At 65.0% G+C, this 19,596-nt stretch carries 17 protein-coding genes, 1 tRNA gene and 1 pseudogene; 8 read left to right on the top strand and 11 right to left on the bottom strand.

Going from position 1 to position 19,596, the window contains the following annotated elements; all coding sequences use genetic code 11:
- Positions 1-151: 151 nt before the first annotated feature.
- Positions 152-2,077 carry a transglycosylase SLT domain-containing protein gene (locus CAG00_RS23880; protein WP_085665478.1) on the top strand — a complete coding sequence of 642 codons (1,926 nt, stop codon included), beginning with the start codon at positions 152-154 and terminating at the stop codon, positions 2,075-2,077.
- A gap of 127 nt (positions 2,078-2,204) precedes the next feature.
- On the opposite strand, the gene CAG00_RS23875 is transcribed toward CAG00_RS23880, so the two are convergent.
- The gene (locus tag CAG00_RS23875) at positions 2,205-3,008 is read right to left on the bottom strand and encodes an MOSC domain-containing protein (RefSeq protein ID WP_085665477.1); all 804 of its coding nucleotides are present in this window, start codon (positions 3,006-3,008) and stop codon (positions 2,205-2,207) included.
- Positions 3,009-3,064: 56 nt separating this feature from the next.
- A complete protein-coding gene (locus CAG00_RS23870; RefSeq protein WP_015269524.1) occupies positions 3,065-4,000 on the bottom strand; it encodes a chemotaxis protein CheV in 936 nt (311 codons plus the stop codon).
- Between the two features lie 350 nt (positions 4,001-4,350).
- Here CAG00_RS23870 and CAG00_RS23865 point away from each other — a divergent pair, with 350 nt between their 5' ends.
- From CAG00_RS23865 to CAG00_RS23855, 3 genes are all read left to right on the top strand, one after another.
- Positions 4,351-4,860, top strand: coding sequence for a hypothetical protein (locus CAG00_RS23865; protein ID WP_025338319.1), 510 nt, complete (start codon positions 4,351-4,353; stop codon positions 4,858-4,860).
- A gap of 375 nt (positions 4,861-5,235) precedes the next feature.
- Entirely contained in the window at positions 5,236-6,132 is an 897-nt protein-coding gene (locus tag CAG00_RS23860) for a sensor histidine kinase (protein WP_084785094.1), read from the top strand.
- Positions 6,122-6,781, top strand: coding sequence for a response regulator transcription factor (locus CAG00_RS23855; protein WP_025338317.1), 660 nt, complete (start codon positions 6,122-6,124; stop codon positions 6,779-6,781). The genes CAG00_RS23860 and CAG00_RS23855 overlap by 11 nt, the downstream gene beginning before the upstream one ends.
- Here CAG00_RS23855 and yegS read toward each other — a convergent pair.
- On the bottom strand, positions 6,765-7,652 hold the full coding sequence (yegS, locus tag CAG00_RS23850) for a lipid kinase YegS (protein ID WP_085665476.1): 888 nt from the start codon (positions 7,650-7,652) through the stop codon (positions 6,765-6,767). The genes CAG00_RS23855 and yegS overlap by 17 nt on opposite strands.
- Positions 7,653-8,058: 406 nt before the next feature.
- On the opposite strand from yegS, the gene CAG00_RS23845 reads away from it, so the two are divergent.
- A complete protein-coding gene (locus CAG00_RS23845; RefSeq protein WP_085665475.1) occupies positions 8,059-9,285 on the top strand; it encodes a glycosyltransferase family 4 protein in 1,227 nt (408 codons plus the stop codon).
- A 9-nt stretch (positions 9,286-9,294) separates the two neighbouring features.
- On the opposite strand, the gene glp is transcribed toward CAG00_RS23845, so the two are convergent.
- Positions 9,295-10,482: a gephyrin-like molybdotransferase Glp gene (glp, locus tag CAG00_RS23840; RefSeq protein WP_085665529.1), complete on the bottom strand. Its 1,188-nt coding sequence runs from the start codon at positions 10,480-10,482 to the stop codon at positions 9,295-9,297.
- Positions 10,483-10,504: 22 nt separating this feature from the next.
- Complete coding sequence (gene moaB / locus CAG00_RS23835; RefSeq protein WP_025338313.1) at positions 10,505-11,044, bottom strand: molybdenum cofactor biosynthesis protein B; 540 nt, start codon at positions 11,042-11,044, stop codon at positions 10,505-10,507.
- Positions 11,045-11,232: 188 nt separating this feature from the next.
- On the opposite strand from moaB, the gene CAG00_RS23830 reads away from it, so the two are divergent.
- Together CAG00_RS23830 and CAG00_RS23825 are read left to right on the top strand one after the other, a co-directional pair.
- Positions 11,233-11,454, top strand: coding sequence for a YgdI/YgdR family lipoprotein (locus CAG00_RS23830; RefSeq protein ID WP_025338312.1), 222 nt, complete (start codon positions 11,233-11,235; stop codon positions 11,452-11,454).
- An 80-nt stretch (positions 11,455-11,534) separates the two neighbouring features.
- A tRNA-Pro gene (locus CAG00_RS23825) sits at positions 11,535-11,611 on the top strand.
- 200 nt (positions 11,612-11,811) lie between these two features.
- On the opposite strand, the gene mqo is transcribed toward CAG00_RS23825, so the two are convergent.
- From mqo to CAG00_RS23810, 4 genes and pseudogenes are all read right to left on the bottom strand, one after another.
- A complete protein-coding gene (gene mqo, locus CAG00_RS23820; protein ID WP_085665474.1) occupies positions 11,812-13,386 on the bottom strand; it encodes a malate dehydrogenase (quinone) in 1,575 nt (524 codons plus the stop codon).
- A 307-nt stretch (positions 13,387-13,693) separates the two neighbouring features.
- A complete protein-coding gene (locus CAG00_RS29360; protein ID WP_371915774.1) occupies positions 13,694-14,398 on the bottom strand; it encodes a methyl-accepting chemotaxis protein in 705 nt (234 codons plus the stop codon).
- Positions 14,399-14,626: 228 nt separating this feature from the next.
- Positions 14,627-14,737: pseudogene (locus tag CAG00_RS29355) on the bottom strand (hypothetical protein); the annotation flags it as partial.
- Between the two features lie 764 nt (positions 14,738-15,501).
- Positions 15,502-17,265 (bottom strand): ABC transporter transmembrane domain-containing protein, encoded by a 1,764-nt coding sequence (locus CAG00_RS23810; protein WP_085665528.1) that lies wholly within the window; start codon positions 17,263-17,265, stop codon positions 15,502-15,504.
- Positions 17,266-17,478: 213 nt separating this feature from the next.
- On the opposite strand from CAG00_RS23810, the gene CAG00_RS28905 reads away from it, so the two are divergent.
- Positions 17,479-17,652, top strand: a complete 174-nt coding sequence (locus tag CAG00_RS28905; RefSeq protein WP_170978823.1) for a PA1571 family protein — start codon at positions 17,479-17,481, stop codon at positions 17,650-17,652.
- Positions 17,653-17,827: 175 nt separating this feature from the next.
- Here the strand turns inward: CAG00_RS28905 and pdxB are convergent, their stop codons facing one another.
- A complete protein-coding gene (gene pdxB, locus CAG00_RS23805; RefSeq protein WP_025338308.1) occupies positions 17,828-18,970 on the bottom strand; it encodes a 4-phosphoerythronate dehydrogenase PdxB in 1,143 nt (380 codons plus the stop codon).
- 60 nt (positions 18,971-19,030) lie between these two features.
- Complete coding sequence (gene tusA / locus CAG00_RS23800) at positions 19,031-19,273, bottom strand: sulfurtransferase TusA (protein WP_003248727.1); 243 nt, start codon at positions 19,271-19,273, stop codon at positions 19,031-19,033.
- Positions 19,274-19,596 lie beyond the last annotated feature (323 nt).

Here is a 19,596-nt window from a genome sequence, read left to right as displayed (position 1 = left end):
CGAGGCCTTTGCGACATCTGGTCGAACTTAATATCCCGATACAAGCACAGTGCTTTCACCCGCCGCCGGCAAACAGCTAAGCTAAGGCAATAGCTTCCAACAGTGCTGGCTCCGCCGTCACTTCCCCATGGTTCAACTGCCCGGACGTATCATGCGCAGCCGCCTGTTACATATTGCATCCTGCCTGCTGCTCACCGCCGCCACCTGCGCGGCGCAGGCCGCCGACCTTACCCTGCAACGCCAATACTATGACGAGGCCAAGCGCGCGCTGGCCAAAGGCGACAAAGGCCCGTACCTGCGCTATGCCCAGGCCCTCAGCGACTACCCGCTGACGCCCTACCTGGCCTACGACGAACTCACCGCCCGCCTGAAAACCGCCAGCAACCAGGAAATCGAAGGCTTCCTCGCCAAGCATGGCGACCTGCCCCAGGCCAACTGGATGAAACTGCGCTGGTTGCGCTGGCTGGCCGAACGCGGCGAATGGAACACCTTCGTCAAGTACTACGACCCCAAGCTCAACTTCACCGAACTGGACTGCCTCAACGGCCAGTACCAGCTCAGCCACGGCCTGCGCGCCGAGGGTTTTGCCACGGCCGACAAACTGTGGAACGTCGGCAAGTCGCAGCCGGCCACCTGCGACACGCTGTTCGGCATGTGGGCGGCCGAGGGCCAGCTGACCGAGGCCAAGCGCTGGCAACGCACCAAGCTGGCGGCCCAGGCGCGCAACTACGGCCTGGCCAACAACCTGGTCAAGACCCTGACCACCCTTGCCCCGCAAGGGCGCCTGCTGGTCGATGTGGCGCAGAAACCCGAGCTGCTCAACCAGCCGTCGCGCTTCACCCCGGTCAACGAAGCCATGTCCGACGTGGTCAGCCTCGGCCTGCGCCGCCTGGCCCGGCAGGACCCGGAGCGGGCCATGGCACTGCTCGACGACTACGCCCAGCGCATGCACTTTTCCCGTGACGAGAAGGTGGCCATCGCCCGTGAGATCGGCCTGACCCTGGCGCGCCGCTACGACCCGCGCGCACTCGACCTGATGACCCGCTACGACCCCGAACTGCGTGACAACACCGTCAGCGAATGGCGCCTGCGCCTGCTGCTGCGCCTGGGGCGTTGGGAAGACGCCTACGAACTGACCCGCCGCCTGCCCCAGGACCTGGCCAGCAGCAGCCGCTGGAAATACTGGCAAGCGCGCAGCCTGGAGCTGGCACAGCCGAACAACCCTCAGATCCCGCTGCTGTACAAGACCGTGGCGCGTGAGCGTGACTTCTACGGTTTCCTCGCCGCCGACCGGGCACAGACCCCTTACCAGCTGAACAACAAGCCGCTGGTGCTCAGCCCGCAGCTGGTCAACAAGGTACGCAACACCCCGGGCATCCGCCGTGCCCTGGAGTTCCACGCCCGTGGCCAGATCGTCGAAGGCCGCCGCGAATGGTACCACGTCAGCCGCCACTTCACCCGCGACGAAATGGTCGCCCAGGCGCGCCTGGGATACGACCTGCGCTGGTACTTCCCGGCCATTCGCACCATCAGCCAGGCGCAGTACTGGGACGATCTGGACATTCGCTTCCCGATGGCCCACCGCGACACCCTGGTGCGCGAGGCCAAGGTCCGCGGCCTGCATTCAAGCTGGGTATTCGCCATTACCCGCCAGGAAAGCGCGTTCATGGAGGATGCCCGTTCCCCGGTGGGTGCCAGCGGCCTGATGCAGTTGATGCCGGCCACGGCCAAGGAAACCGCGCGCAAGTTCAGCATCCCGCTGGCATCACCGGCGCAGGTGCTCAACCCGGACAAGAACATCCAGCTGGGTGCCGCCTACCTGAGCCAGGTGCACAGCCAGTTCAACGGCAACCGGGTACTCGCTTCGGCAGCCTACAACGCCGGGCCCGGGCGCGTGCGGCAGTGGCTCAAAGGCGCCAAGCACCTGAGCTTCGATGTGTGGGTGGAGTCGATCCCGTTCGACGAAACGCGCCAGTATGTACAGAACGTGCTGTCGTATTCGGTGATCTACGGGCAGAAGCTGAACTCGCCGCAGCCGCTGGTGGATTGGCATGAGCGGTACTTCGATGACATGTGATTGCTAGTGAGCCTGTGCCGGCCTCTTCGCGGGTAAACCCGCTCCCACAGATTTCACCGGTCCTGAATGCGGTGCAGTACCTGTGGGAGCGGGTTTACCCGCGAAGAGGCCGGCACATGCAACACAGCTACTCCAGGATTTCGACCTGCATCCCTACCTCCAACCACCCACTGCCATCCACCGCCAGGTTCTGCCCGAACAGCACATCCCCCTCCTTCTCACGGAAGGTCCTGAGCGTGGCCATCGGCTCGCGGTCCTCGCTGCGCTCGCCGGTAGCCGGGTCGATGGTGGTAAAGATGCAGCGCACACTGGGCTTGAGCACGCGAAACTCCAGGCTGCCGATACGAATCCGCTTCCAGCCATCTTCGGCAAACGGTTCAGCCCCCTGCACCACCAGGTTGGGCCGAAAGCGCAGCATCTCCATAGGCCGTCCGACACGCCGCTCGAGTTCGTCCAGCGAACCCTGGCCGATCAGCAACAACGGGAAACCGTCCGGGAACGCCGCCCGGTCACTGTTGAAGCCATAGCCATTGGGCAGGTAACGCGCGCGCTGCTCCGGGCAATGCACCAGGCGCACGGCCTTGCCCAGCAGTTGGCTCAGCCAGGCCGCCGCCGCATCGCCCGCATCCGGCACGCGCAGGGTATCGCGCCAGATGGTCACGCCGCGCAAGGCGTCATCGGCAGGTGGCACAGGCAGCCGCAACGGTGCCTGCCCAGGCGCTTCCAGCAGCAACTGGCCGCTGTCATCATCGCTTGCCTTGATCTGGCCTAGCCGAGGCCAGGCGCGCTGGGTAAGGAAGCGTCCGTTTTCTTCCTCCACCACCATCCAGCGCCGGTCACCCTGCAACCCCAGCAATCCCACCGGTGAAGCCTGCAGGCGTTGCGCCTGCCCCGACTTCACCGGGTACCGATACAGCTCACTGAGAAACATCCCTGCCGCCTCGCGTCATGCCAAAACGCCAAGCTTATACCCGGCAGGGGCCGGGATCACGCGGTAGCGGCATCCAGCAACAGGCGTTGCTTGACCACGTCGACCAGGCGATCGGGCTGGAACTTGGACAAGAAGTTGTCGCAGCCCACCTTCTTCACCATGGATTCGTTGAAACTACCCGACAGCGAGGTGTGCAACACCACGTACAACTGGCGCAAACGGGCATCGCCACGGATCTCGGTGGTCAACCGGTAGCCATCCATTTCCGGCATCTCGGCGTCAGTGAACACCATCAGCAGCTTCTCGCACACGTCCTCACCAGCGTCAGCCCAGCCCTTGAGCATGCGCAGCGCCTTCAGGCCATCACTGGCCACGTGCAGCTTCACGCCCAGCTGGGACAGGGTGTCGCGCAATTGCGCCAGGGCCACGCTGGAGTCGTCCACCAGCAGCACTTCGCGGCCACGGGCACGGGCCAGCACCGGGTCGGCGAGCTTGTCGCCGGAAACCCGGGCGTTGTACGGCACGATCTCGGCCAGCACCTTCTCCACGTCGATCACTTCCACCAGCTTGTCATCGACCTTGGTGATGGCAGTCAGGTAATGCTGGCGTCCGGCGCTGGATGGCGGCGGCATGATCGCTTCCCAGTTCATGTTGACGATGCGGTCGACACCGCCCACCAGGAAAGCCTGCACCGAGCGGTTGTATTCGGTGACGATGATGGTGCTGTCCGGCCCCGGCTGCAGCGGGCGCATGCCGATCGCCTGGGACAGGTCGATCACCGGCAGGGTCTGGCCGCGCAGGTTGACCACGCCGCAGACGAAAGCGTGGCGCTGGGGCATCAGGGTCAGCTTGGGCAGTTGCAGCACTTCCTGCACCTTGAACACGTTGATCGCGAACAGCTGGCGGCCGGCCAGGCGAAACATCAGGATTTCCAGGCGGTTCTCACCCACCAGTTGCGTGCGTTGGTCTACCGTGTCGAGAATGCCAGCCATTGGAAAGCCCCCAGGCTTGAGTCGGAAAAAGTGAAATCATCCACCCTGTATCGGCGGCTTCACGCACACCTTGACCCTTGCGGGAAAATGCCGTGAAGGCGATTGATATCACTTTACCATCATGCTTTACTGCGGGAAGCACGGGTGATCAAGCGGGACAGTAAAAGTTCCCCACCTGAGGCCCTTATCAGGGAAACCCTTAGCCACAATCGGGTGCAACCTGATGTTCGCGATATCCTTTAGCCATTAATGTGACGCCATTCTCATTGCATGAATGGAGTCAGGCTTTTGCTAGCTATCGTTTTGGCGTGCCCGTCCCCTGCGCCTGCCCCACGCGCGGGGGCATCATGATGGACAGCGCCTTGTCGTTCGATAACGCCCTGCAGGGGTTCCTGCTGGATGCCCAGGTATTGCTGACCCAGGCCCAGGAATGCCTGCAGCATCTGGAGCTGATCGACAACGACCCGGATGCCTGCCATTGCCTGGACAACGCCCTCGACAACCTTGCTCGACAGGCCACACACCTGGGCCTGCGCGAAGTCGCCCATTACACCACCGCCCTGCAGCAGTTGCTGGCCCCGGCCTGCCAGGTCGGTCGCCTGCAGCGCGAAGCCCTGCCCGCGGTAGGGGCCTGCCTGACCCTGCTGGCCTGGCAACTGGAACTGGTCGACCCTTGCACCGGGCGGCTCAACCTGGACATCGGCGAGCAGCTGGTACTGCTGGGTGAACTGGCCAAGGCCGTGCAGCAAACGTTTGCACAACCCTGCACCTCCTGCGACGAGCAAGGCAGCGTGTGCATCCACCCGCATACCGAGACGGCAGGCAGCACGCACTCCGGCCGCTCATCTGCCACATATTGAACTGGCTTGAAATGCAGCCGGGCACGTTTATTCAGGCCCACCCAGGTCGAACTTGGAAAGTTCTCGAAGTTTTCCAGGTTGCCGGGGGCCAAGTTGAATCAACAGCGCGCAAGTTCAATGGCAAGTGCCTGTTGTGCGATCAAGCCAAGTGGCACTTTGCTACCCTCCAGCGCCCGCCCCGCAGGCGTTTCATAGCGTCACCCGATCGCGACCAATGCACTGCGAAGTGGTAATATGCGGCCCCACAAACGCTTGCGACCTGCAGCAAGGTCGCAAGATCACGTGTTCGAAAGAAAATAGAAAGTACTGCTCCAAAGCCTCTGACATGGATTGTGCAAGGCCTCCATCAGCAATACTTCAGTGGCTTCCCTACCTATGTTTCCACGCTTGAAGACTTCTTTGCGGTGCTGCTTCCGCACTACCCTGCTGCGCTGGGCGACGGTCGGGCTGTGCGTGGCCTCGCTGGTCGCCACCCTGTCGCTGTACCTGACCGACCAGGCGATCCCGGCCAGCCTGCTGCTGCTGCAGCTGGCCGCCACGCTGGGCGCTGCCGTGCACCTGGCCCTGGGCGCCAGGTCGATCAACCTGCGCCCGGCGGAACTGGCCGAGCGCATGCTCAAGGTCCAGGAAGACGAGCGCCAGCACCTGAGCCGGGAATTGCACGATGACATCGGCCAGCTGCTCACCGCCGCCAAGCTGCAGCTGCAGTGGCTGCAGAAGCGCATGCCCGATGACCTGCAAGGCCACTGCGACGCCCTGCGCAGCACCCTGGATGACACTCTGGGCAACGTGCGCGATGTCTCCGCCCTGCTCAACCCGCGGCAGCTGGCCAGCCTGGGCCTGGAGGCCAGCCTGCGCGCACACCTGGTGCGCACCCTGGGCAACAGCGGCGTGCACTGGAGCCTGGCGTGCAACCAGCGCCTGGGCGGCATCGACGAGGCCGTGGCCATGGCGGTGTTCCGCATTACCCAGGAAGCCGTGACCAACATGCTGCGCCACGCCCAGGCACGCAACCTGGTCGTCCGCCTGCAGCGCACCCCCGAGGGGTTGGCGTTATCGATCCACGACGATGGCCGCGGCTTCGTGCCAGCCAGGCAACCGGCCGAAGCAGGCCAGCGGGGCTTGGCCGGCATGCAGGAGCGGGTAACCGCGTTGCAGGGCAGCCTGGACATCACCAGCCAGCTCGGCCTGGGCACGCGCATCGAGGCAATGTTCCCATGGCCACCGCGCACCCAGGAACGCGCCAGGAGTACTGCAACCCATGACCTGTAGACTGCTGCTGGTAGACGACCACTCGCTGATCCGCGCCGGGGTGCGCGCACTGGTCTGCGACATCCCCGGCTATGACGTGATCGGTGAAGCCGACGACGGCAGCCAGTTGCTCGAACAGGTGCGCACGCTGGCGCCGGACATCGTCTTGCTGGACATCTCCATGCGCTCGACCAGCGGCCTGGACGCCCTCACCCAACTGCGCGCCAGCGGCAACACCTGCAAGGTGCTGATCCTGTCGATGCACACCGACCCGGACCTGATCATGCGGGCCCTGGAAAGCGGCGCCCACGGCTACCTGCTCAAGGACACCAGCGCCACCGAACTGGAACAGGCCCTGGCCGCGGTGCGCAACGGCGAGCGCTACCTCAGCCCAGCCATCGCCCATACGGTCATCAACCAGGCGCTGCAGCACGCCAGGCAGGGCAAGCAGCCCGCGGGCGAGCGGCATAACCTCACGGCGCGACAGCTGGAAATCCTGCGCCTGATCGTGCGTGGCAAGTCCACCCGGGAAATCGCCACCGGCCTGGGCCTGTCGATCAAGACCGTGGAAACCCACCGCTCGCAAATCATGAAACGCCTGCAGATTCATGACGTGGCCGGCCTGGTGCTGTTCGCCGTGCGCGAGAAAATCATCAGCCTGGACGACTGAGCAACGGCGACCCCTCCGGCAGATGCAGGCGCAGTGCAGCGGGCCTGGCCTGGAAGCGCAACTTGTCGGCCTGCACCGGCTCGCCATCGAGGTTGATGTCCAGGCCCTGCGAGCACTTGATCTCGACCCAGGGCAACCTGGCCCTGACTAACAACCCGTTGCCAGCCAACAGCTCACGCAGCGCCCCGACCATCTCCTGTGGTGCCGGCAGGATGGCGATGTCGAGCAAGCCGTCGTCCACCAGGGCCTCGGGGCACAGCACTTGCCCACCCCCGGCCTGGCGGCCATTGCCGATCCCCAGCGCCAGCAGGTCACCCTGCCAGTCGAAACCCGGCCCTTGCAGCTCCACCGAGGCTGCCTGCAGTTCGCTGAAGCGCGACAAGCCGGTGAACAGGTAGGCGGCCGCGCCCAGCACTTTCTTCAGATCTTCGGAGGTGTTGGCCGTGACCTGGCTGCCAAAACCGCCCGTGGCCATGTTGAGGAACAACTGGTCGCCGGCCTGGCCCAGGTCTATTGGCCGTGCGGGTATGTTCAGCAATGCCAGTGCCGTGGCAGGCTCCAAGGGTATACCGGCGGCCTTGGCAAAATCATTGGCCGTGCCCAGCGGCAACAACGCCAGGGTGGCCTCGGTACCTGCCAGCCCCATGGCCTCGGCGACATCACGCAGCGTGCCATCGCCGCCTCCGGCGACGATATGGCCGTAGCCGGCGGCCAGCGCCTCGGTGACCAGGCGCTGCGCGTCACCGGCCTCCCAGGTGACCCGCACATCCAGTACCCAGCCGCTGTCGCGCAGACCATGCACGGCGTTGCGCACATCTTCGTTCATGGCCTGCTTGCCGTGCAGGATCAGCATTGCCTTGCGCCCTTGCATGTGCGCGCCTCCGTGAAGTGATCAACCAAGATCTCGACCCTTTGCAGTCGCGGATCGTTGCATGCGCCCGAAAAAAATAGCAGGCCAACGCGATCAGTTTTTGTAGGAGCGGCCTTGTGTCGCGATAGGGGCGCGAAGCGGCCCCACATTTTTTGCTTCGCTGCGGAGATTGCCGGGGCCGCTCTGCGGCCCTATCGCGACACAAGGCCGCTCCTACAAAAATTGACCGCATGGGCCGGACGTCAACCGACAAGCGTTGGCCGGTCTTTTCCCACACACCTGGCAATGCACGGCTATGCTCAGCAGATACACTTTATTGCCACGGACGCGCCCCCGGCAGTGGTTCTACCACTGCTGCCCACGGGCGCGTCTTGCTATCCGCGGCCTTTAGCGAGGATTCCGGGTCATGCGCATTCTCTGGACACTGCCGTACCTGCCCTGGCCAACCACCAGCGGCAGCAAGACCCGGCAATACCACCTGATACGCGCACTGGCACAGCGGGGCCACCGGATTACCCTGCTGGTGCAATCGAAGATCCCGCTCGGCGATGCCGCCCGCGAAGCCCTGGAACCGCTGCTCGAGCGCCTGATCGTGCTGCCCCGTCGGCCCCTGCACAGCCCGCTGAACCTGCTGGCCTCACCGATCATCGCCTACCCCATGCGGGCAATCATCAATGGCCTGGCCCCTTGCCTGCGGCACCGCTTCGAGCATTTGCTGGACGAGCCCTGGGACGTGATCCAGATCGAACACAGCTACAGTTTCCAGCCCTTCGAAAAGGCCCTGCAGGCACGCGGACTGCCGTACATGCTCAGCGAGCACACCCTGGAGTCGGTGATGGGTGGCGCCAGCCACGATCGCCTGCCGCTATGGCTGCGCCCGCTCAACGCCTTCGACCGCTGGCGCTATCGACGCTGGGAACAGCGGGTATTGCGCCAACCCACCGAACTGGTGGCAGTCAGCGCCCACGACGCCGAATTGATCGCGCAGATCAGCGGGCGCCCGGTGAACGTGGTGGTCAATGGCGTGGACTGTGATTTCTACCAGCACGTGCAACCCGCGCTGCACAGCCAGCGCCTGCTGTTCGTTGGCAACTTCGAGTATGGCGCCAACCTGGAGGCCATCGAATGGGCGCTGGAAGACATCATGCCGCAGGTCTGGATGAGCAACCCGGCGGTGCGCCTGGCGATTGCCGGGCATGCCATGCCGGCCAGCTGGAAACTGCACTGGAACGACCCGCGCATCGAATGGTTCGGCTACCGCCCCGACCTGCGTGAACTGCAACGGCGTTCAGCATTGTTCTTCGCACCGCTGCGCTATGCCGGTGGCTCCAAGGTGAAAATCCTCGAAGCGATGGCCGCTGGCTTGCCGGTGATCACCACCGGCAAAGGTGTTTCAGGCCTGGCCGCGAACAATGGTGAGCACTACCTGGGCAGTGAGGATGGCGACCAGTTGGCCTTGCTGATCACCCAGTTGCTCAACCAGCCCTGGCGCATGAGCCAGTTGAGCGACGCCGGGCGCCAGTTCGCCCGCCAGCGCCACGACTGGAGCGTGGCCGCCCAGCAACTGGAGAACGTGCACATGCGCCTGGCACTGGCGGCACCGGCCGAGGCCACGCCGCTGGCCAGTGCCTGACTGGGCCGCTCAGCCAAGTAGTTCGCTGAAGGGGATGAACGGCACGCTGTCACCCTGCTTCGGCGTACTGCCTTCGCGCACCTCCACCAGCCCCTCGGCCCAGGCCGCACTGCGCAACACGCCAGAGCTCTGGTTCTTGTAGATGCGCACCTGGCCCTGCTCGATGCGGGCGCGCAGGTATTCGCGGCGCGTGCCAGGCTTGGGCCAGTCAAAGCCGGCCGGCATGTCGAAGCGCAACGGCGTGACATCGGCCACGCCCTGACGCCGCAACAGGTAGGGCCGGGTCAGCAGGCCGAAGGTGACCAAGGTCGAGGCCGGGTTACCCGGCAGGCCGATTACCGGCACGCCCTGGAAGTGGCCGAAGGTCAGCGGCTTGCCCGGTTTGATCGCCAGCTTCCACAAGGCCAGCTCGCCGGCTTCGCGCAGGGCGGCGCCGAGGTAGTCGGCCTCCCCCACCGAGACACCGCCGGTGGACAGGATCAGGTCGACATCGCCCACCTCGGCCAGGCAGCTGCGGGTGCGCGCCAGGTCATCCGGCAGGATGCCCGCATCGACCACGTCGCAGCCCAGCCTCTGCAGCCAGCTGACCAGCAGCCGGCGATTACTGTTGTAGATCTGCCCCGGCCCCAGCGGCAGGCCGGGTTCGACCAGTTCGTCACCGGTGGACAACACCGCCACCCGCACCTTGCGCACCACGTCCAGCCGGCCATGGCCCAGGGTCGCGGCCAGGCCCAGCTCAATCGGCCCCAGCCGGGTGCCGGCGCTCATCACCTGTTCGCCCTTGCGGGTTTCCTGGCCCTGGGGACGAATGTTCTGCCCGGTCTTCAGCGCTTCGAGAAAGCGTACCCGGCCATCCTCCGCCACTTCGGTGTTTTCCTGCATCTCGACGCAGTCGGCACCTTCGGGCAGCGGTGCCCCGGTGAAGATGCGCGCGCAGGTGCCCGGTTGCAGCGGCTGCGGCGCATGGCCGGCAAAAATCCGCTGGCTGACCGGCAGTGGTTCGCCCTGCCAGTCGGCCATGCGCAGGGCGTAACCGTCCATGGCACTGTTCGGCCAAGGCGGCAGGTCGAGCGAGGCCACCAGGTCGGTGGCCAGCACACGGCCCTCGGCCTCGGCCAGCGGCAGGTTCTCGGTGTCGCGGATCGGTGCCGCTTCGGCCAAAGCCAGCAGCTGCTCCAGGGCCTGTTCTACCGGCATCAGCGGCCGGGCATGGCGGACCTCAGCCACGGCTGTCGCAGGCCGCTGCCTGCTTCAGGTGCGGCACGAAGTTGCACGGGCGATGGCGGGCATCCAGCTGCTCGGCGAGGATACCGTCCCAACCGGTGCGCACCGCGTTGGTCGAACCCGGCAGGCAGCACACCAGGGTACCGTTGGCCAGCCCGGCCAGGGCACGCGACTGCACGGTGGAGGTGCCGATGTCGGCCACGGAAATCTGCCGGAACAGCTCACCAAAGCCTTCTACCTGCTTGTCCAGCAGGCAGGCCACGGCCTCGGGCGTGCTGTCGCGGCCGGTGAAGCCGGTGCCGCCGGTGATCAGCACCACCTGCACGCTGTCATCGGCAATCCAGGTGGCGACCTGGGCGCGAATCTTGTACAAGTCATCTTTCAGCAGCACGCGCTCGGCCAGGCGATGGCCAGCCGCGCTCAGCCGGTCGACGAACAGCTGGCCGGAGGTATCGGTGTCGAAAGTACGGGTGTCGCTGACCGTGAGCACGGCGATGTTCAGCGGCACGAAGGGGGTATCTGCCTTGGCTTTCATGGGGGTCCGTCACAAGAAGATGGGATGGCCGCAGTTATAACACAGCGCGCCCCCATCACAGCGTGACGCCCGTGGCCCTTGCCCTCGATCAATGCCCCGGGTTTGCCGCTATGCTGCACTGTAGACGGAACTTGCGTGGACGCCCTGCGTCTTAATGTCATCTAGCACCATCGCACTGGAGAAACACGATGATTCAACGGACCCTACCCGCCTTCCTGCTCGCCTTGGGCCTGGGCGCCCTCGCTGGCTGCGCATCGCCAACCGTCATTACCCTGAACGACGGTCGCGAAATCCAGGCCACCGACACACCGAAGTTCGATGAAGACTCCGGTTTCTACGAATTCGAGCAGCTGGACGGCAAGCGCACACGCCTGAACAAGGACCAGATCCGCACCGTCAAAGAGCTCTGATCGCAGCCTGTTTTTTGCAAAGGCCCTTTTAACAACAAGGGCTTGCGTGCAAAAAAAGTATGCAGTAGGATTTCCTTCATCGGAGTGTAGCGCAGCCAGGTAGCGCGTCTCGTTCGGGACGAGAAGGCCGCAGGTTCGAATCCTGTCTCTCCGACCAAATCCTCGTCAAAAAGCCCGCCTAGTGCGGGCTTTTTGTTGCGCATTGAAAAGTGCCCTGCCCCAGCGCGCGCCCCTTTGTGGGAGCGGCCTTGTGTCGCGAAAGGGCTGCAAGGCAGCCCCCAGCAACTTGTGCAGCCTGGCTGAAATCCTGGGGCCGCGTTGCGACCCTTTCGCGACACAAGGCCGCTCCCACATGTGTCAGTGCGACAGTTCGGCCTCCACCGGCACATACAGCAACTGCAGGCGCTCACTGCTCCAGGCCCGGGTCTGGTTGGTCAGCGCCAGGTTGTTGTTCAGCTTCTGCCCATAGCTTGGCACGATTTCCTTGAGCCTGGCCTGCCAGGCTGGCGACTGGATACGGTCCTTGAAGGTCTTTTCCAGCACGGTCAGCATGATCGGCGCCGCGGTCGAGGCACCCGGCGATGCCCCCAGCAATGCAGCGATGCTGCCGTCCTGGGCCGCCACCACTTCAGTACCGAACTGCAGCACACCGCCCAGTACCGGGTCCTTCTTGATCACCTGCACCCGCTGGCCGGCCTGCAGCAGCTTCCAGTCCTCGTTCTTGGCGTTGGGGAAGTACTCGCGCAGCGCGTTCATGCGGTCATCGAAACTGAGCATCAACTGCCCCATCAGGTAGGTGCTGAGGTCGATGTTGTCGATACCGGCATTGACCATCGGCAGCACGTTGTGGCCGTTCAGCGAGGCGAACATGTCCAGCAGCGAGCCGTGCTTGAGGTACTTGGTGGAGAAGGTGGCGAACGGGCCGAAAAGCAGCACCTGCTTGCCATCGATCATCCGCGTGTCCAGGTGCGGTACCGACATCGGCGGCGCGCCGACCGAGGCCTTGCCGTACAGCTTGGCCTGGTGGCGGGCGACCAGGTCGGGGTTGTCGGTCATCAGGAACTGCCCACCGACCGGGAAGCCGGCATAGCCTTCAGCTTCAGGGATACCCGACTTCTGCAGCAGCTTCAGCGCGCCACCACCGGCACCGATGAACACGAAGCGGGCGTTGACGGCCTTTTCCTCGCCGCCGTTGGCCAGGTCGGCCACCCGCACATGCCAGGTGCCGTCGTCGTTGCGCACGATGTCGCGCACTTCATGACGCAGGTTCAGCGACACATTGGGGTTGCGGGTCATCGCCGCGAACAACTGGCGGGTGATTTCGCCAAAGTTCACGTCGGTGCCGATGGCCATGCGCGTGGCGGCGATTTTCTGCTCCGGGTCACGGCCTTCCATCACCAGCGGTGCCCATTTGCGGATCTGCTCGTGGTCTTCGGAGATTTCCATGCCGCGGAACAGCGAGCTGTGCTGCAGGGCGTCGACGCGCTTGTGCAGGAAGGCGACGTTGTCGTCACCCCAGACAAAGCTCATGTGCGGCACGTTGTTGATGAACGACTTCGGGTTGCTCAGCACGCCCTGCTCGACCTGGTAGGCCCAGAACTGCTTGGACACCTCGAACTGCTCGTTGACCCCAACGGCCTTGCTGATGTCGATGCTGCCGTCTTTGCCGACGCTGGTGTAGTTCAGCTCGCAGAACGCGGAGTGACCGGTACCGGCGTTGTTCCAGGCGTTGGAGCTTTCTTCGGCCACCTGGTCCAGGCGTTCGTAGACGTCGACCTTCCAGGAAGGCTCCAGCTCGGTGAGGTAGGTGCCCAGGCTTGCACTCATGATGCCACCGCCAATCAGCAGCACATCGACGGTCTTTTCCGGCTCCGCGGGTTTGGAGCAGCCGATGACGCCCAGGCAGAGGAACGTCAGCAGGAATTTCTTCATTGATGTTATCCAGTTGTTGTGTACACGCGCGCCGCCTTGAGCAGGGAACGTGCCAACTGGGTCTGGAGCAGTGAATACAGGGGGCGGGCGACGGGGAGGATGGCGGCAATCCGCCAGAGGGCATGGAATGAAGCAGTGGAAGTGGCGGGTTTCCCCAGTAGCCAACCTGACGCCGCACCGTTGTGGGAGCGGCCTTGTGTCGCGAAAGGGCCGCGCAGCGGCCCCAGGATATCAGCGTCCGTGCAGAGATTGCCGGGGCCGCTTTGCGGCCCTTTCGCGACACAAGGCCGCTCCCACAAGAGCCGCGTCAGGCGGTGAGGCGGGAGGTGACTTCACCCAGCTGCCCCGACAACCCATGCAGGCGCTGCCCCGCCTGTTCGGTATGCTGCACCGCCTGCTGGTTGGCCGTGGCGATGCGGGTGATTTCGATCAGGTTGCACGAGATGTCCTCGGCCACGCTGGTCTGCTCTTCGGCCGCCGTGGCGATCTGCCGGTTCATGTCGCGGATCGCTTCCACTGCCAGGGTGATGCGCTGCAGCATCTGCCCGGCCTGCTGCACCTGCTCGGCACCCTCCTCGCTGCGCTGCTGGCCGCTTTCGATGGCCTTGACCGCCTCCACCGCCCCCGACTGCACCGCCTCGATGATCTGGTGGATCTCGGCGATCGACGCCGCCGTGCGCTGGGCCAGGCTGCGCACTTCATCGGCGACGACCGCAAAACCTCGCCCGGCCTCGCCAGCACGGGCCGCTTCGATGGCCGCGTTGAGCGCCAGCAGGTTGGTCTGCTCGGCAATGCCACGGATCACTTCGAGCACTTTGCCAATGCGCGTGCTGTCATGCTCCAGGTCGCGAATCACCGCCGCCGTGCCGGCAATTTCGCGGTTGACCGCGCCGATGATGTCGATGGTCTGCTGCATCACCTGCTCGCCCGCCTGGGCACTGTGGTCGGCGTCGTCCGCCGCGCGGGCGGCCTCGGCGGCGTGGCGCGCGACTTCCTGGGCGGTGGCGGACATCTCGTGCATGGCCGTGGCCACCTGGTCGGTGCGCTGGAACTGGTCGTGGGTACCACGGGCCATGTCGCCGGCGATGCTGCGCAGCTGGCCGCTGGCACCTTCCAGTTCCTGGGCGTTGTCCTGCAGCCGGCCGACCGTGTCGGCGAGGAAATCGCGCAGAGTGTTGGCGGCCCGCGCCAAGCGCCCCAGTTCGTCCTCGCGGCGGCTGTCTACCCGGGCGGCAAAGCGGCCCTGGCTCAGCTGCGCGACATAGTCGATCAACTGGCGGATCGGCTCGACCAGGCTGCGGTTGACCAACCACAGGCTGAGCAGCCCCACCAGCACGGCCGAAGCCAGCATCACCAGCAAGCCCAGCCATACCGTGCGCTCGGCGCCGGCACTCAGGCTGGCGGCGTGCTGACGGGCTTCGGCACGCAGTTGCTCGACCAGTTCGCTCATCTGCTCGCTGACAGCGCGGTCCACGCCCTTGACCGCCTGGTCGCCGGCTACCGGGTCGCCGCCCGCCGCCAGGAATGCCTGGCGCCCCTGCGCATAGGCCTGGCCCAGCTGCCGGTGGCTGTCACGCAGTTGCTGCAGCGGCGCCTTGAGCCTGGCGTCGCTGCTGTCGATCAATTGCCCGAGCAGTTGCTGCACCTGCTGCTCGCGAGCCTGGAACTGCTGCCAGTACTTGTCCATGTCAGCCGGCTGGCGCCCGCGCAACAGCACATTCTTCCATTCCTGCACCTGGATCTTGAACTGCAGGTTGGCTTCGTCGATCAACTGCGAGGCCCGCAGCGGCCCGTCGACCAGCTCGGCGTAGCCGCGCACGCTGGAGGAGAGGAACTGGAAGCACACCAGGGCGATCAGCAACATCGCCACCAGACTGCCGCCGAGCAGGGAGAGAATTTGCACTCTGAGGGATTTACGCAACATCTTGGATCTCGGAAAGCAGGAGGAAGACCGGGGGCCGCGCAAGTTGGCAATGGGGTGCAACGCAGCCCGGTTACTGGCAGGCCAAAAAAAGGCTGCCATCAAGCAATGGCAGCCAGGTCGAGCACTTACGCAACAGTTGAGCTAGATACTCTCAGGCAAATACTACAGAAATGTTACAACGCCACTACAAGCTACCCCGTGGTGAACTGCAAGGCCGCCAGCCGGGCATACAGCGGGCTCTCTTCGATCAGCTGGCGATGCGTCCCCACCGCCACCAGCCTGCCCTTGTCGATGACCGCGATACGGTCAGCATGCTGGACCGTAGCCAGGCGATGGGCGATCACCAGGGTGGTGCGCCCGGCCATCAGGCTGGGCAGCGCCTGCTGGATCAGGTGTTCGCTTTGCGCGTCGAGTGCGCTGGTGGCTTCGTCCAGCAACAGGATCGGCGCATCGACCAGCAACGCACGGGCGATGGCCAGGCGCTGCCGCTGCCCGCCGGACAGGCCGATGCCGCCCTCGCCCAGCGGTGTCTGGTAGCCCTGCGGCAATTGCCGGATGAATGCGTCGGCATGAGCACCCCGGGCGGCTGCCTCGACCTCGGCCAGGGTCGCCTCGGGCCGGCCATAGCGGATGTTGGCCTCGACCGTGCCGCGAAACAGCGAGGGGTTCTGTGCCACCAGGGCGAACTGCTGGCGCAGGTGATCGGGGTCGAGTTCGGTGATCACCCGGCCATCGAGCAGGATGCGCCCCTGCTGGGGGTCGTAGAAGCGCAGCAACAAATCGAACAAGGTCGACTTGCCCGCCCCCGACGGGCCCACCAGCGCCACGGTCTGCCCCGGCTCGATGGTCAGGCTCAGGCCATCGACAGCCGCCACCGAGGGCCGTGACGGGTAGGCGAACACCAACTGCTGCAGCTCGATACGCCCACTGGCCCGCTGCTGCGGCAGCACCTGCGCCACGGCGGGCGGCAGGATTGCACTGCGCGCCGCCAACAGTTCGGCAATGCGCTCGGCGGCGCCCGCCGCCCGCTGCAACTCGCCGATCACCTCGCTGAGGGTGCCGAAGGCACTGCCGACGATCAGGCTGTAGAACACGAAGGCGGCCAGTTCGCCCGCGGAAATACGCCCGGCGATCACGTCCATGCCGCCAACCCACAACATCACCCCCACCGCTCCCAGAACCAGCACGATCACCAGGGTGATAAGCCAGGCGCGCTGGGCAATCCGCTGCCGGGCTACGGCAAACGCCGCTTCCACCGTGCCGGCGAACAGCTGGCGGTCATGTGCCTGGTGGTTGTAGGCCTGCACGGTCTTGATCTGCCCGAGGGTCTCGGCCACATAGCTGCCCACATCGGCCACCCGGTCCTGGCTCTGCCGCGACAGGCTGCGTACCCGGCGGCCGAACAGCAGGATCGGCGCCAGCACCAGCGGCAGGGCCACCACCACGATGCTGGTGAGCTTGGGGTTGGTGATGAACAGCAACACCACACCACCGATGACCATCAGCGCGTTGCGCAGGAACATCGACAGCGAAGAGCCGATTACCGATTGCAGCAAGGTGGTGTCGGCGGTCAGCCGCGACTGGATCTCGGAGCTGCGGTTGTCTTCGAAAAAACCGGGATGCAGGCCGATCAGGTGGTCGAACACGGCCCGACGGATATCGGCCACGCAGCGCTCGCCGATCCACGACACCAGGTAGAAGCGGCTGAAGGTACCCACCGCCAGTGCCACCACCAGCAGCAGGAACAGGCCGATGGTCTGGTTGAGCTGACGCGCGGAGCGGGTCATGAAGCCCTGGTCCACCAGCAGGCGGATGCCCTGCCCCATGGACAGGGTGATGGCGGCGGTGACTACCAGGGCCAGCAAGGCCAGCAGCACCTGGCGACGGTACGGACGGACAAACTGCCAACCCAGGCGCAAGGCGCGGCGTTGACGCGGGGAAACCGATTCGGGCATGGCGCTGACCACATTGGCGGGGAAACCGCAGCCTACCACTCATCCACGCCTGTGGAACCCTTGCAGGGTTGCTATAGCCTATCGGTCTAACCAGGCTATGGAGCTTTACCGCCGTTTCTGTTCGACTGTGCCTGCCGTGACCCTGCAGGTACTGTCACAGGCCAGTCACGGCACAGGGTTAACCTGCGCTTGAACCTGATGAGGAGACAATACATGAGCTTGCAGCATGGCAGCGACAACCAGAAGCCCCGGACTACCCCTCAGCCGCAGGTGTGCGGTTCGATCATCGATGCCCAGGGGCGCGAAGTACCGATCACCGAGCAGATGATCCAGAAGGCCTGCAAGGCCCTGGAAGAAAGCCGGGTCGAGCGCGTACGCAAAGGTTGATCGGCGAATTCTTGCAACCCGGCGCTTGCGCCGGGTTTTTATTTGCCTGAATCCTGTACCGGCCCTTTCGCGGGTAAACCCGCTCCCACAGGGACAACACAAGCCTTGAGGTCAGCGGGCTACCTGTGGGAGCGGGTTTACCCGCGAAGAGGCCGGCACAGCTTTCAAACGGCTGTCAGACCAACACCCCACCCAAGGCACTGACCAGCTGCGCCAACTGCGGCGACTCCCCGCGCAAGCGCACCGCCAGCCCCTCGATCTCGCGCCGTGGCGGGTACTGCTTGCGCAACTGGTCGAACGCTGCACGCTGCTGCTGCGGGTCGTCACTGAGGCTGCGGCGGAAATCGGCATCGTCGCGGCGTGGGTCGTACACCGCGCGGCACAGGGTGGCCAAGGCCCAGGCCGGGTCGGTGCTGGCATCCAGCTCGATCTGCGCCAGCGGCGGCCGGGGCAGCAGGTCGGCCAGTTGCACCTGTTCATCCACACCGAGGAAGCGGCACAGCGCCTGGTAGATCTGCGCCGTACCACGCTGGCGGCCGTCGAGGCTGTAGCCGGCAATGTGCGGCGAAGCCAATGTGCACAGGTCGGCCAGTTGCAGGTCGACCTGCGGCTCCCCCTCCCACACATCCAGCACCGCATGCAGGTCTTCGCGGTCCAGCAGCAGTTCGCGCAGGGCGGCGTTGTCCACCACTGGACCACGGCTGGCGTTGACCAGCCAGGCCCCCGGGCGCAACTGCGCCAGCTGCGCCTGGCCCAGCAGGTGCCAGGTCGGGTGCTCGCCGCCACGCTGCAAAGGGGTGTGCAGGCTGATCACATCGCACTGTTGCAGGATGGTCTCGAGGCTGACGTAGTCACCGCCCTCGGCGGCCTGGCGCAGCGGGTCGCATACCAGTACCTTCCAGCCCAGGCCGTGCAGCACCCGCACCAGGCGGCCACCCACCTCACCCGCGCCTACCACGCCATACACGCGCTCGGGCAGTGCCACGCCATCCAGTTCGGCCAGGGTCAGCAGGCTGCCCAGCACGTAATCGACCACGCCGCGGGCATTGCAGCCCGGTGCGCTGCTCCAGTGGATGCCGGCCTCGGCAAAGTAGTTCAGGTCGAGGTGGTCGGTGCCGATGGTGCAGGTGCCGACAAAGCGCACGCGGCTGCCTTCGAGCAACTGGCGGTCGACCTTGGTCACCGAGCGCACCAGCAGGATGTCGGCGTCCTTTACGCTGGCGGCATCGAGGCTTCGGCCCGGGTAACGACGGATTTCGCCGAAACCCTGGAAGAAGGCATCGAGCAGCGGGATGTTCTCGTCGGCAACTATCAGCATGGCGCTCTCCTGTCTGGGGAACGCAGTGTAGGCGCAACGCCGGGCGTGTTCCAGAGCGGCTCAGTCGGCTTTCTTGCGGATCCAGTACAGGAAGGTACCGGCGTCTTCCTGCTGCTGCAGCAGTTCGTGGCCGAGGAAGTTGCAGAACTTGGGGATGTCGCGGCGGGTCGAGGGGTCGGTGGCGATGACCTTGAGCAGGCCGCCAGCGGCCAGGTTGCGCACGTGCTGGTGCAGCATCATCACCGGTTCCGGGCAGTTCAGGCCGGTGGCGTCGAGGATGGCGTCGGGGGTGAAATCGGTCATGGGGGACTCCGCAAATGATCGCTATTGTCGCGCATCGCGCGACGTGGTCCAAGCACCGCCTGTGAAGACGCGCCCTGCTCCTGCTCCTGCGCCTGCGCCTGCGCCTGCGCCTGCGCCTGCTCCTGCTCCTGCTCTTGCTCTTGCTCTTGCTCTTGATCTTGATCTTGATCTTGATCTTGATCTTGATCTTGATCTTCGCGACTTCAGGAGGCCGAGCAGAGGGCTTGCGGAGGGAGGTGACGGGCATGGATGCCCGTCAAGCGCTGAGGCCCCATGGATGGGGCCTGCAGCGCGTCCTCCCGGGAGCAAGACCGGCGCGAGGG

Origin of the sequence: Pseudomonas sp. B5(2017), from assembly GCF_002112825.1 — a bacterium.
In the GTDB taxonomy this organism is placed as follows: domain Bacteria; phylum Pseudomonadota; class Gammaproteobacteria; order Pseudomonadales; family Pseudomonadaceae; genus Aquipseudomonas; species Aquipseudomonas putida_Z.
The sequence above is the reverse complement of the archived record's forward strand: the minus strand, read 5'-3'. Positions and strand labels throughout refer to the sequence as shown.